General features: G+C 50.5%; 11 protein-coding genes. All 11 read left to right on the forward strand.

Annotated features, from left to right (window positions below):
- Positions 1-88: 88 nt before the first annotated feature.
- A complete protein-coding gene (locus AC0YOA_RS21590; RefSeq protein ID WP_475788361.1) occupies positions 89-1480 on the forward strand; it encodes a glycoside hydrolase family 32 protein in 1392 nt (463 codons plus the stop codon).
- 126 nt (positions 1481-1606) lie between these two features.
- On the forward strand, positions 1607-2563 hold the full coding sequence (locus AC0YOA_RS21595) for an ABC transporter permease (RefSeq protein WP_210040149.1): 957 nt from the start codon (positions 1607-1609) through the stop codon (positions 2561-2563).
- Between the two features lie 12 nt (positions 2564-2575).
- The gene (locus tag AC0YOA_RS21600) at positions 2576-3475 is read left to right on the forward strand and encodes a carbohydrate ABC transporter permease (protein ID WP_475788362.1); all 900 of its coding nucleotides are present in this window, start codon (positions 2576-2578) and stop codon (positions 3473-3475) included.
- Between the two features lie 57 nt (positions 3476-3532).
- A complete protein-coding gene (locus AC0YOA_RS21605) occupies positions 3533-5260 on the forward strand; it encodes an extracellular solute-binding protein (protein WP_475788363.1) in 1728 nt (575 codons plus the stop codon).
- A 136-nt stretch (positions 5261-5396) separates the two neighbouring features.
- Positions 5397-7157 (forward strand): sensor histidine kinase, encoded by a 1761-nt coding sequence (locus tag AC0YOA_RS21610; RefSeq protein WP_475788364.1) that lies wholly within the window; start codon positions 5397-5399, stop codon positions 7155-7157.
- Entirely contained in the window at positions 7135-8745 is a 1611-nt protein-coding gene (locus AC0YOA_RS21615) for a helix-turn-helix domain-containing protein (RefSeq protein WP_475788365.1), read from the forward strand. Before AC0YOA_RS21610 ends, AC0YOA_RS21615 begins: the two co-directional genes overlap by 23 nt.
- 160 nt (positions 8746-8905) lie before the next feature.
- Positions 8906-9706: a phytanoyl-CoA dioxygenase family protein gene (locus tag AC0YOA_RS21620; protein WP_475788366.1), complete on the forward strand. Its 801-nt coding sequence runs from the start codon at positions 8906-8908 to the stop codon at positions 9704-9706.
- A 3-nt stretch (positions 9707-9709) separates the two neighbouring features.
- A complete protein-coding gene (locus AC0YOA_RS21625; RefSeq protein ID WP_475788367.1) occupies positions 9710-10708 on the forward strand; it encodes a Gfo/Idh/MocA family protein in 999 nt (332 codons plus the stop codon).
- A gap of 4 nt (positions 10709-10712) precedes the next feature.
- The gene (locus AC0YOA_RS21630; protein ID WP_475788368.1) at positions 10713-11786 is read left to right on the forward strand and encodes a Gfo/Idh/MocA family protein; all 1074 of its coding nucleotides are present in this window, start codon (positions 10713-10715) and stop codon (positions 11784-11786) included.
- Positions 11787-11900: 114 nt separating this feature from the next.
- Entirely contained in the window at positions 11901-12638 is a 738-nt protein-coding gene (locus AC0YOA_RS21635) for a phytanoyl-CoA dioxygenase family protein (RefSeq protein ID WP_475788369.1), read from the forward strand.
- Between the two features lie 229 nt (positions 12639-12867).
- The gene (locus AC0YOA_RS21640) at positions 12868-13761 is read left to right on the forward strand and encodes an alpha/beta fold hydrolase (RefSeq protein WP_475788370.1); all 894 of its coding nucleotides are present in this window, start codon (positions 12868-12870) and stop codon (positions 13759-13761) included.
- The last annotated feature ends 31 nt before the right edge of the window (positions 13762-13792 follow it).

Genomic DNA, 13792 nt, shown 5'->3' on the forward strand with positions numbered 1-13792 from the left:
AATGAAAAGGGATACTTGGCAAAGGATACTGTGATCATTTCATTGTTCCACGATCCCGGTATCCGACACATTTAAGGGAGGCAATATAATGGATATTTATCGGCCGGTCTTTCATTTTACATCGAAAGTAAACTGGATGAACGACCCTAACGGGCCTTTTCATCACAACGGGGAATACCATCTGTTCTACCAGCATAATCCGGATAAGCCCGAGTGGGGAAACATCCATTGGGGACATGCCAAGAGCAGGGATCTGGTGAACTGGGAATACCTCCCCGTTGCGCTTTCCCCCTCCAGGGATCGCGGCGAATATCATTGTTATTCGGGGTGCTCGGTTGTTGAAGAAGGGAAAGTCACGCTGTTCTACACCAGTATCGGCACCGGAGAGCGTAATGCCACAACCGGAGCCGAACAATGGACGGCACACGGCAGCGGCGATTTGATAACCTGGGAGAAATCCCGGAATAATCCCGTGCTCGCGGGAAAAATTCATGGGGACGTAAAGATCGAAGAGTGGCGTGACCCCTATGTGTGGCGGGACTCAGACGAATGGCGGATGCTGCTTGGTGGCATTCATGAAGGGAAGGGCTGTGCTGCCTTGTACCGCTCAAGCGACCTGCACGACTGGGAATTTACGGGTTTCTTTCATAAAGGGGACGAGTCCATTTGGGAATGCCCGCATGTATTCAAATTCGATAACCGGTATGTTCTTTTCTACTCCCCGTCCGGCGAAGTGCGCTATGTTACCGGCACGGTAAATGAGCAGCTTCAGCTGCAGCCAAATGCGACCGGTTACGCAGACCATGGCGGATGGGAAGGATTCTATGCCTCAACCGGCTTCACCGATCTTTCCGGAAGAAGAATCCTGCTCGGGTGGATGCCCGAAGGCTCAAGAGGAGAAGACTTCCCCTTGCAGCTGGATTGGGCAGGAGCGCTTGCCTTGCCGCGGGAGGTGCGTCTGAAGGACAATGGGAAAATTGCGATGTCCCCTGTTCCGGAGCTAAGCGCGCTGCGTGGCGATCATTCGGTCTTTCATGAGTTGGCTGTACATGCAGAGCCCTATGACACCGGGATTCGTTCCCGAGCCTATGAGGCATATGCCGAGCTTGATTTGGCGAATGTGACGGAGCCTGTCGTGATTTCAGTTTTGCGTTCAAGCGGCGGAGAAGAAGAGACCCGGATCGTGATTGATCCTTCGGCAATGTCTATCATGATCGACCGGACGCGATCAAGCCTGTTTCCCGGAACGCATAGATCCTGCATCACAGGCAAGCTTCCCGAGCTGGAAAACGGGCGCCTGGACGTGAGATTATTTGTCGACCATTCCGTCATTGAAGTATTTGCGGGGGATGAAGCTTGTCTTACCTCGCGCGTTTATCCGTCCTTGGCTGACAGCGACGGGTTGACGGTCTCTGCAAGCAGCGGACTAACGGTGCCCCGGTTCGAGGTTTGGCAAATGAAGCCAGCAATTATAATCTGATAAACGGAAAATAATGGTACCTGACTGAAAATAATTAGACTTCTCCTAAGGGGCTTAGGAGGCGTATCATCTTATGTAAGCCTTTACATTCTAAAATGAATACTCAAATGGAGGGGAGCCGATAAGATGAAGCCTGTCCCGGGAGAAGCTCAGCCGCACACGGCTAACTCGATAAACTGGCCCTATTTACGGAAGAGGATCTGGGAGCATCGCATATTTTACTTGTTTTTATTGCCCGTTTTGGTTTGGTTCATTATTTTTTCCTATACGCCGTTATTTGGACTGGTGCTTGCGTTCAAGGAGTTCAACTACGCGGACGGCATTCTTGGGAGCCCATGGGCCGGTTTGAAATACTTCGAACAGTTCTTCGATTACTACCAGGCAGCGGATATTATCCGCAACACGGTTGTGATCAGTTTATTGAAGGTGATCATCGGATTTCCGGCTCCCATTATTCTTGCAGTTCTGATCAATGAGGTCCGCAAGCAGTGGTTCAAGCGTTATGTGCAGACAATCTTCTATTTGCCTCATTTTATTTCATGGGTTGTTGTCGTTACGCTGATGCAGCGTCTGCTTACGCCAAGCGGGGGGCCTGTTAATGAATGGATCACTTCGATCGGGAGCCAGCCTGTCTTCTTTATGGGAAACGTGGATTGGTTCTACCCGCTGATCATTTCCTCTTATATCTGGAAATCGATCGGATGGAATTCGATTATTTATCTGGCGGCGATTGCGGGAATCGATCAGCAGCAGTATGAAGCAGCCAAAATTGACGGCGCAAGCCGGTTCAGGCAGATGTGGCATGTCACACTGCCGGGGATTCGCAGCATTACGATTATTTTGTTTATCCTCGAATGCGGAACACTCATGACGGCCGGCTACGAGCAGCTGCTTCTGATGAGCAATCCCGCGACTGCCGCGGTCGGCACCGTGCTCGATACGTATGTGATCCAGGCAGGGCTCCGCGAGGGACGGCTCAGCTATGCGACGGCAGTCGGTTTGTTCCAAAGCATCATCGCCTTCATTCTCATTCTGACGGTAAACCGGATCGGCAAAAAAGTAAGTGAAACATCGTTGTTCTAGAGGGGGCTGTTTATGGTCATCAGATGGTCATGGTTTACGCTGCTCAATTACTTCTTCCTTGGCTTGTTTGCTTTCTGTACGCTCTACCCGTTCATATATATAGCGGCCTATTCGCTGAATGAAGGGATTGACGCCATGCAGGGGGGCATTCATTTCTGGCCGAGGAAGTTCACCCTGGAGAACTACCGGGAAATTTTCAAGGATACGGCGCTTCTGAACGCCTATAAAATCACGCTGCTTCGAACAGTCATTGGCACTTTGCTGCATGTCAGCTTATGTATGCTGGCCGCATACGCCTTGTCCAGGAGGAAGCTCCCGGGAAGAAACTTTTTCACCTTTTTCATCTTTATTCCGACCATCTTCAACGCGGGATTTATCCCATTGTTCATCGTTCTGCAGAAATTGGGGCTGTTCAATACATTCTGGGTGTACATCCTGCCTTTTCTGTTCAACTTTTTTCACATTATCATTATGCGGACCTTTCTGGAGCAGCTGCCCGAGGAAATGATAGAATCGGCCAAAATTGACGGCTATGGGGATGTGCGGATTTTTCTGCGCATTATCGTCCCCTTATCTGGACCGGTGCTTGCCGTCGTTTCGATATTTATCGGCGTTTTCCATTGGAATGACTGGTTCACCGGCTCTTATTTTGTCTCGAATAAAGACCTGATTCCCGTACAGACGCTGCTTCAAAATCTGTTGACGCAATCAGAGGCGTTCCTCAATGCGACCCGCAATAATACCAACTCTGGCGGCGGTACGACGGAAATGAGCATGCAGCTGCTGAGAACGACTCCCGAATCGCTGCGGATGGCGATTCTCGTAACCGCAACGCTGCCGATCTTATGTATTTATCCATTTTTCCAGAAGCATTTCGTCAAGGGAGCGATGCTCGGATCGATCAAGGGGTAACCGCTCCTAACCCGGGAGCTTTATCATAGATTTCCAGTTGATGAAGGAGGAAAGAAGATGAAGGGACAAAAGAAGCGCGGAAAAAGCTTCTCTCTGCTCGCGATTGCTCTGCTATTGGCTGCTTCGACGGCCTGTACAAACAATTCATCAACGAACAACACAACAAATTCACCGCCGAATTCTACCGCAAGCGAGAATCAAAACGCACCAGATGACGGAAATCAATTCGAGGATGTCACGCTGACGCTGCTGACCAATTGGAACGGCGGGAACACAGCCCCCGAGGATGAGGAGAACAATCCGGTTGCGAAGGTGATTAAAGAAAAGACCGGCGTAACGCTGAAAATCATCGAGGTCACGCAAAACGAAATAGAGAAGGTAAATACGATCTTCGCAACACAGGACCTGCCTGATATTTATACGGGACCTGCCTGGGCGGGCGGAGGGGAAATGGAAGCCATCCTCAAGGCTGCGAAGGAAAATCAACTGGTCGACCTGACGCCGTATCTGCAGAAATACCCGAACCTGGCCGCGACAGTCGAAGAAAAGAATGTTCCTCCGCATATGTGGGCCCGATATTTCGATCCTGCCAATTTCGACGGAAAATCATATATGCTTTACTCCCAAATGGCTGCAAAGCCCGAGGACCTGAGAGATTGGCTGTATGGCCAGTACGTTCGCAAGGATATTGCCGCTCAAATCGATATTGATCCCCAGTCTGTTCACACGCCTGACGACCTCTATAACTATCTTAAAGCGATCAAGGATGCCAGCTTGACGTCGAACGGTCAACCTGTCATCCCGATGGGCGCATTCCACGGCGGATGGGCGCTTGATATCATTAATAAAATGTTCTACAGCAGCTCCGGCGGCTTCTCCTTCGACAGTGAGGGCAAAGCGCAGTACACCTTCATGACGCAGGGCCAAATGGATTATATTCTGTATATGCAGAAGCTGCTTCAAGACGGTCTGATCGACCCGGAAGCCTTCGTGCAGTCCGATGCGTTAGCTCAGGAGAAGGTGGCGCAGGGCCGCTATGGGGTGCTGTCCGCCCATTATTATGCCATTTACGATGCAACCCGCAGTTTTGTCAATGCACATCCGGAAGCGGAGCTGGAAACGCTCGGACCGTTGAATGATATTAACGGCGATCCGTATAAAGCTCAATTGATATCGCAGGGCTCGGATGTAGTGGCGATTACGAAGAAGTCGAAAAACCCCGATGCCGCTGCCCGGGTTCTCGATTTCCTGATGTCCGACGAAGGTTATCTGCTGACACACTACGGCGTTGAAGGCGTGCATTATGATTTGGTGGACGGCAAGCCTGTCGCGAAGCCGGAATGGGTCACGAAGATGCAGGCGGACCCGGTCAATGCGCTTGTCAATGAAGGAATCAATGCAGGGTATGCCAATGTTTCCGGAGCGAAAAGAATGTTTTCCCAGCTTGGCGGGGAGTTTGGCTATCAGGTGGATCCAAGAACGAAATTGGTGGAGGAAATCACCAAGACCTTGCGTCCCAACGGGGTTGAGCTGGCGGAAGGCTACGACCCGGGGGTATTTGCCCAATCGCAGGAGCAGTGGGAACAGATCAAGCCGATCGCCGATAAATTGGCTGACGTCAACAAGCAAGCCTTCTATGCGAAGACAGAAGAGGAAGCGCGCAGTATTGTCGACGCGGCAAGAAAACAATTGGAGGCAGCCGGCATTCACGAGATAGAGAAAGCGATGAATGAGGCTGTGGCAGCAGGGACCATTAAATTCAGGGCCTATAATACAGCAGGCTGACAGTTGACGGAATGGCGGGGCGGGATGATCCGGCTCCCGCTGTTCCTTCTTTTTTATCCGTTATTGGAAGGGGAACCGGACAGAGAATCGAATTGATAGGTTATGCTCTTACTAAGAATTGTGCAGGTGAATGTACATGAAATTTCATCATAAGCTGATGGTCGTTTGTCTGGTTACCATCGTGATCCCGATTACGGTAGTCAGCTATGTCTTCTTTAACCAGGCCAATCAGCTGGTGGACAAACAGGTGGGCGATTCCTACCGCAAGGTATTGGAGCAGCTGAATACGACCGTAAGCTTTAATCTGAAGTTTTATGAGAGCATTGCGGATCAATTAACCTTGTCCGAGGTCGTGCAGAATGCTTTCGAGGACCCCGATGCCTATGTCCAGAAGGGCATTTTTATGATGAACAAGGAAATCAAGACAACGATCCGATATATTTTCGCCTATCGCGCCTCCGATATTTCGTCGATTCAATTCTTCTCGCTTAAATCGGGAAAGCTCTCGGACGGCTTATACTGGCTGCCCATTCAATCCTTGTTCGACTCCGTCGATGCCAGCTATTTACAGGATTCCGACGTGTGGATGCTGCAATACGACGAGAAGAACGGGAAATACAATTACGCATTAATCAAGCCGATTTACTCATTGAAATCCTTTCAAAAGCTTGGTTATTTGCGGATGGTTATTGAATTATCCTCCATCATTCCTACACCTGCGGACGCAAGGTCGGGAAATGCGCCGGATCAGGTATTTATTCTAGGCAATCAAGGAACATATATGTACCATTCCTCGTCGGAGGCCTATATGGGCCAACCGGCTCCGCAGGAGATTGTCCGTCTGTCCCAAAGAGAAGGGGACGCAGGGAATGAGCTTGCGGTAACGCTCGACAAGAAGAACTATTCCTTATGGTACAAGAGCGTCGGTGAGAACCAGCTGACCAGCTTTCTGCTCGTGCCGCAAAGCTCACTGAACGGGAGTGCCATTCAGCTGCGGAATATACTGCTCCTGGTTGGCGGGATAAGCATGGTCGTTTTCACTGTGCTTTCTTTCCTCTTTACGCAAAGACTCACCCTGAGGCTGCGGCTGCTGCATCAAAGGGTGCTGCTCGTAGGAAAAGGAGTGACCTACAGACAAAGCGTGGAAAGGCGCAATGATGAAATCGGGGTAATCAGTACGAGCTTTGACGCGATGCTCAGCCAGCTGGACCAGCAAATCCAGGAAAACTTCGTGAAGAAGCTGAAAATTAAAGAACTGGAATTGAATTTTTTGCAGACGCAAATTAATCCCCATTTTCTGTATAACACTTTAGACTCCATTAAAAATGAGATTGAGCTTGATGAAGGCGATACAGCCGTACGCATGGTCATCATTTTATCGGATTTATTTCGCATTTCGGTTTCCAAAGGAAACCGGGTGATCGCCTGGCAGGATGAAATCCATCATGCCGAATGTTATTTGGAAATTCATCGCATTCGTTTTGGAGAATGCTTCGAGGTTGTCTGGGAGATTGATCCCCGCCTGTATGGGATGTACACCTTGAAAATCATTTTGCAGCCGATTCTGGAAAACGCTATCCGGCATGGACTTGGCAGCAGAGGCAAAGGAGGTGTTATACGTGTAAAAGGGAACGTCATTGACAGAAATGTTGAAATTACCATAACGGATAATGGGTCGGGGATACCGGAGGCGCAATTATTGCGTATTCGCGCAGGGATTTCCTATCATGGTGCCGATTCGGGCATCGGCTTGAAAAATATCAACAATCGGATTCAAATGTATTTTGGTCAAGCCTATGGACTTAGCCTTACATCCACAGTGGGGAAAGGTACGGAAGTAAGGCTCTATCTTCCCTTGTTAAAGGAGGATTCAGATGTACAGGCTGCTTCTGGTTGAAGACGAATGGTCGACACGTAAGTGGTTATCGAAAGTCGTGGATTGGGAAAGCTTCGGATTCCATTGTGTCGATGTTGTGGAGGACGGATTGGCTGCATGGGAAAAATTGCAGTCCGACGGCCGTATTGACGCCATCATGACAGATATTCGGATGCCGCGGATGGACGGCATGGAGCTTGTCAGCCGGATCCGCGACGCCGGATTCGATACCGAGGTAGTCATCTCCAGCGGGTATGGCGAATTCGAATACGCGCAGCAAGCCATCAAGCTGGGCGTTGCGGTCTATTTATTGAAACCGATTACCAAAGAGCAGCTGTGCCTGGAATTTGAAAGCTTGAAGGTGAGTCTGGATGAAAAGCATATGCGCCGCAGCCGGCTGATGCAGGCAGACAGCATGAAGAAAGAGAACGAACGCGCGGTCATTCAGCATTGCCTGCAGCAAACCTTGCTGCAATCTGATCCGGATTCGGACAGGGAATGCGTTCGTCTATTGGATCTCGCTTCTTCTTCCTTCTCATGTATTACGATCCTTGCCGAAATCGATGAATATGCCCGGTTTCTGCTCGACCACCCCATACGGGACCAGAAGCTGTGCAAATTTATGGTGATGAACATTCTGAACGAGATTGCCCGGGAATATCACTGCCTGTTCTCATCTGCCTTGTTCGATAACCGATTTATCTTTATCATCCCGTTAAGCTCTAGGGGCATAACTGCGGATGAATGGACTCTGCTTATCGGGCAGCGCTTCCAGGAGGCGCTGCGGCAGTACCTGAACGTATTCGAGCTGACGATTTCGGTAGGCGGCAGTGCGCAAGCGGATAATCCGGATGCGCTGCCCCGTTCTTTCCGCGAGGCGGAAAAAGCGCTGAATCATAAGTTTTTCAAAGGGAAATCATCGATTACCAGCTTAGGAGAACTAGCCGGGTGGAATGAAGAGTGCAATTATCCCTTCGAATGCGAGAAGCGACTTGCTCTTGCCTTGAAGCAGAATGAAATCGGAGCCGCTGCTGCGGTGCTTGAGGATTGGTTTGCTTTGCACAAGCAAAGAGGGGCAGCGGAAGGCGTTATATGGGCGACGGGCGAGCTGCTGGTGAATGTGACGAAGCAGTTGACGGAACTGAAATCCATGAACGCAAGCAGTGAATGGCTCAGCGGTCTGCCGCAGCAGTTCGAAGAAACGGAAACGCTGGAGGATTTGAAAACAAAGATGTCTGACATGATTCACTATGTAATGGACGAGATCCAGATGGACAAGACGGAGCGCGGTCCCGTTTTCAAGGGAATTGAATACATTCAAGTCAATATGAACCGGGATATATCCCTGCAGCAGGTAGCAAATTATGCCGGAATCAGCTCTTCCTATTTCAGTACGAGGTTCAAACAGGAAGTAGGGGAAAATTTTATCGACTATATGGTCCGCCTCCGCATGGAGAAAGCGCAGGGACTTCTCGAGCGGACCAAGCTTACGATTATCCAGATCGGGGAACAAATCGGATACAATAACTACCGTTATTTTACGAGAGTGTTCAAAGATCAATATGGGATGACGCCAAGCCAGTACCGCTCCAAGGTATGGAAGCTGTAATGACATTCCATTCAACGCATAGACTTAGCAAAAGAGTGGTACTCCGTTTAAAGGATTTACACTTTCCAGGAGGCGGAGAAAGGAAGAAAATAAAGGTAGAACAACGGCTTGCTGCTTGAGAACTTACGCGTTTCGTCTAATGAGAAAAGGAGGCTGAGGTATGTTAAATCCGGTTGTGTCCGCAGGGGCTTATACGGATCATGACAAATTTATATTTGAATCATGGGGCTATTTTATTATTCCCGATGTGCTGTCAAGGGAGGAGGTCCGGCAATGCCTGGAGGCGTCGGAGAGAGTTCATAAAGCAGCCGGGACGCCTGCCTTCGGTCAGGTCGGCCGCGGGTATGAAACGGAACCGGCGCTCGAAGGACTGATGGATCATGCGGCGGTGCTGCCTAAGATCAGAGGCATATACGGCGACAAGTTTATCGTCCAATCCGGCTGGAACACGAGGCAGCCGGCAAGAGGCGTCATGGGCGGCTGGCATCAGGACGGATCGGGCGCCTACAACTTTAATCAGTTAAGCCATCCGATTCCGCTGCTGCAGCTGAGAGCCTCTTACCTGTTGACCGATCAGACCAAACCGGGAATGGGAAATATGGAGCTGGTTCCGGGCAGCCACCGGAGCGCCGTGCCGCTTCCCGCATTGATCCGCGAGCAGAAGGGGGATACGCCGATCGGCCATGTCATTTGTGCGACGGCCGGTTCCGTGCTTGTGTTTCATAACGCAGTCTGGCACCGGACCTACGAGCACAATGAGGACTATGACCGCTATACCATGCATTACATCTATTCGCCGCCATGGGTGAAGCCGTCCGACCGCATGGAGAACAACAGCGAATTCATGGCAAGAACAACGCCAATGCGCCGCGCCTTAATGGGGGATTACACAAGGCCTGACGCGCCATTCGGCGGAGGATATGCCGCACTTCCATTTCATAGCCAGGATAAGGAGGGATGACAAATGCTTAATGTCGCAATGATTAGCAAGTGGCATGTTCATGCCGAAGGTTACGCCAAACATCTGCAGTCTCATGGAAGCGTCACCATTACGTCGGTATGGGATGAGAACAAGGACAGGGGAGGCGCCTGGGCAGGGGAGCTGGGGGCTGATTTCGAGCCGGATCTGGATACGCTGCTGCGAAGGGATGATGTGGATGCCGTCGTCATCGATGCCCCTACCAGCATGCATGCCGAAGTGATGACTGCCGCCGCCCATGCGGGAAAGCATATCTTCACGGAGAAATCGATGGCATTGACCGTTGCGGAGTGCGATAAAATATCTGCCGCGGTACAGCGGGCAGGCGTCAAGTTCTGTATCTCGTTCCCCGCCCGTACAAGGCCGCATCATTTGTTCGCCAAGCAGCTCGTGGACGATGGCTTGCTTGGCGCTGTCACGCTCCTGCGCATCCGCAACGGTCACGACGGAGCGTTAAATAATTGGCTGCCAGAATACTGGTATGACGAGAAACAGGCAGGCGGGGGAGCGATGATGGATCTCGGCTGCCACCCGATGTATCTGGCAAGCTGGCTTCTGGGCAGACCGAAACGCATCACCTCCATGTTTAATTATTTCACAGGACGCTCCGTTGAAGATAATGCCCAATGCTCGGTTGAATTTATGAATAATGCGGTTGCGCTGCTGGAGACAAGTCTTGTCACCTACCTGACGCCGGCGGCATTCGAGCTGTACGGTACCGAAGGGACCTTGATCATCTCCGGCGATCATGTCAGATTTGCCTCCAAGCATACGGATTCTCCGCTGCAGGGATGGGTTTCCCCACGCAAGCTTCCAGCGGAGCAGCCGCTTCCGCTGATTCAGTGGGTGGACGGGATTCTCCAAGATAAACCGATGCCGTTCGGGCTGGAGGATGGAACGAAGCTTACGGAGCTGCTGGAAACGGCTTATATCGCTCACCGCGAGAAAAGAACGGTGGAATTCAAGCAGCCGGGAGGGATCTGATCGGATGCGGACTGTTAAAGTAGGAATAATCGGAGTCGGAATGATCGCCAATGGCAAGCATATGCCAAGCCTGGCCAAGGTAGACAATGTGGAAATGGTCGCGTTCTGTGATCTGATCGAGGAAAGAGCCCGCGCAGGCGCGGAGAAGTACGGCGTTCCCGGAGCGAAGGTGTTTACCGATTACAAAGAGCTGCTCGCGATGGAAGAGATTGAAGTGATCCATGTGCTGACGCCTAATATTTCGCATGCCGTCATTTCAATCGATGCGCTGGAGGCGGGGAAGCATGTCATGTGCGAGAAACCGATGGCGAAGACCGGCGCCGAAGCTAAAGCGATGTACGAGGCTCATTTGCGTACCGGGAAAAAGCTGACGGTCGGCTATCAGAACCGCAGCAAGGCGCGGTCGCAGCTGCTCAAGAAAATGATTGATAACGATGAGCTGGGCGAAATCTATTACGCCAAAGCGGTTGCCACCAGACGCAGAGGCGTTCCCACCTGGGGTGTCTTTCTGGATAAGGAGAAACAGGGCGGAGGTCCTATGATCGACATCGGAACCCATTCGCTCGATCTTATCCTCTGGCTGATGAACAACTATGAACCGCAGAGCGTGGTCGGAAGCGTGTTCCATAAATTAAAGGATACGGAAAACGCGGCCAACGAATGGGGTTCCTGGGATCCGCAGCAGTTTGAAGTGGAGGATTCGGCCTTTGGTTATGTCAAATTCAAAAATGGCGCGGTGGTTGCGATTGAAACCAGCTGGGCGCTGAACATTGCCAAGTCAGACGGCTCTTATTTATGCGGCACCAAGGGCGGCGCTGATTTTAATGACGGCCTGCGCATCAACGGCGAGAGGGACGGCAGCTTATATTTGAACGTCATAGACGTTGATCCGAACGTAAGGGAACATTTCAGAGGAGAGAAACTGACTGATTTCGAGTATGAAGCCAGGCAGTGGATCAGCAGTATCGTAAATGATACGGAGCCTCTTGTTAAGCCGGAAGAGGCGATGGTGGTATCGGCCATCCTGGAAGCCGTATATATTTCCGCGGAAACCGGGAAGCCCGTCTATTTTGATTAAAAACGCATAAAATCTGGTATGGGTCAGACGCTGCCTGCGTTTGCTCATACCTTTCTTTATTTGGACGCAGCCAGGGAAATGTCCACAAATCAGATGAATTCGGAGGGAATCGGGATGAATGAAAAAGAAAAATATTTATTTGACGTACAGGGATACATCGTGGTCAAGAATGTTTTGACCAAGGAGCAGCTTGCTTCGTTAAACAGCGCCATCGATGCGAATATGGAACAGGGTAAGGAGCGGCTGAAAAACTTTATGCTCTGGGAAGAGAGCGATTTTCGCGATCTGATAGATGATCCCAAAATCGTGCCATATCTAACGGAGCTGCTGAAACTGGAATACCGGCTGGATCACGAGTATACCCTTATTCAGCGGAAAGGCCATCCCCCTCTGGGACTTCACGGAGGAGGAGCCCCGTACGATCCGGGGCAGTTTTATGTTTTTAAAGACGGAGAAATGTTCAACGGCCTGACTGTCGTATCTTACGCCTTGACAGATATCGGACCGGATGACGGCGGATTCTGCTGTATCCCCGGAAGTCATAAAGCCAATTATCGCGTGCCGGATTCGTATAGGGACTATTCGGACATCGGAGCCACCGTACATATTGAGCAGAAGGCGGGGGATGTACTAATATTCACGGAGGCGCTGACTCATGGAACCTTCCCCTGGCAGGGCTCGCATGAACGCCGATCCGTATTATATAAATATGCCCCCTCCATGATTTCGTGGAGAGCTTTCGAAAGACCGCAGGAGCTGCTGGATTTGCTGACCGATGAGCAAAAAATTATCGTTCAAACGCCTTCCAACATTTTTTTCAGATACCATGGGGGAGAGAAAAGAAAGAAGTGAAAACATGAATGTCTGTGCAAGTCTTATTATAGTAAGACATAGAGGAACCGCCAATTCAATTTGGCGGTTTTTTTATTCAGTGTTTCTCTATCGTTCATTTTGTGAAACTATTGCACCTTAATGTAACTACTTTTCAAATGTTCCGTAATCCACTACTCTTGTTGCAGGGGGATACATTAAATTGAAGCCTCAATAAAATGAAGCAAGCAGTGGATTGGAGGCGATACATATGAAAAGACCTTTTGAAGTGGATTCGTCGGAATACCCCTTCAAGGACCATTGGCTGCCTTACCGTGACGGACACATTCATTATATTGACGAAGGACAAGGGCCGGTAGTTCTTCTCCTGCACGGAAATCCCACATGGTCTTATCTCTATCGCAATGTCATTAAGGAGCTCAGCAGAGAATGCCGCCTGATCGCTCCGGATTACCCCGGAATGGGAATGTCCAAAGCGCCTTCGCGGTACGGCTTCACGCCGCAGGAGCAATCCGATGCGGTCATGGAATTAATCCGGTTCTTGGATCTCAAAAATATGATTCTGGTGGTCCAGGACTGGGGAGGACCGATCGGATTGAATTATGCCGTTCGGAACCGGGACAATCTGCGGGGCATCGTTGTCATGAATACCTGGGCCTGGCCTGCGGCGCTGCCTGCGATGAAGATTTTCTCGTTGGCGATGGGAGGATGGCCCATTGGATACTGGCTGCAGACAAGGCGGAACTTCTTCGCCAAAAGGATTGTTCCGCACGGAATTTTCCATTCGGAAAAAATCACGGAAAGCTTGAGAAAGGCCTATACCGACCCGTTTCCGAATCCGGAATCAAGGAAGCCGACATGGGTTTTCCCAAGGCAGATACGAAAAGCGCGGTCGTGGCTTGCGGAAATCGAATCGGGACTGTCAGTGCTGTCTGATTTACCGGCACAAATTCTCTGGGGCACGAAGGACAGCGCCGGCTTTCCGCCCGAAGAAATGGAAAAATGGCAAGGATATCTTAATTTGAGCATAACCGAATCCCTGCATGATGCCTCTCACTATGTGCAGGAGGACCGGCCGGATCGGGTTGCGGCTTCGATTCGAAGTGTCCTTGAGAGAACGTCTCCGGAATTGATAAATGTGTAATTTTGTAAACTATCATTGTTATGAATGAAAA

It is taken from the genome of Paenibacillus sp. JT22N12 (assembly GCF_056269365.1).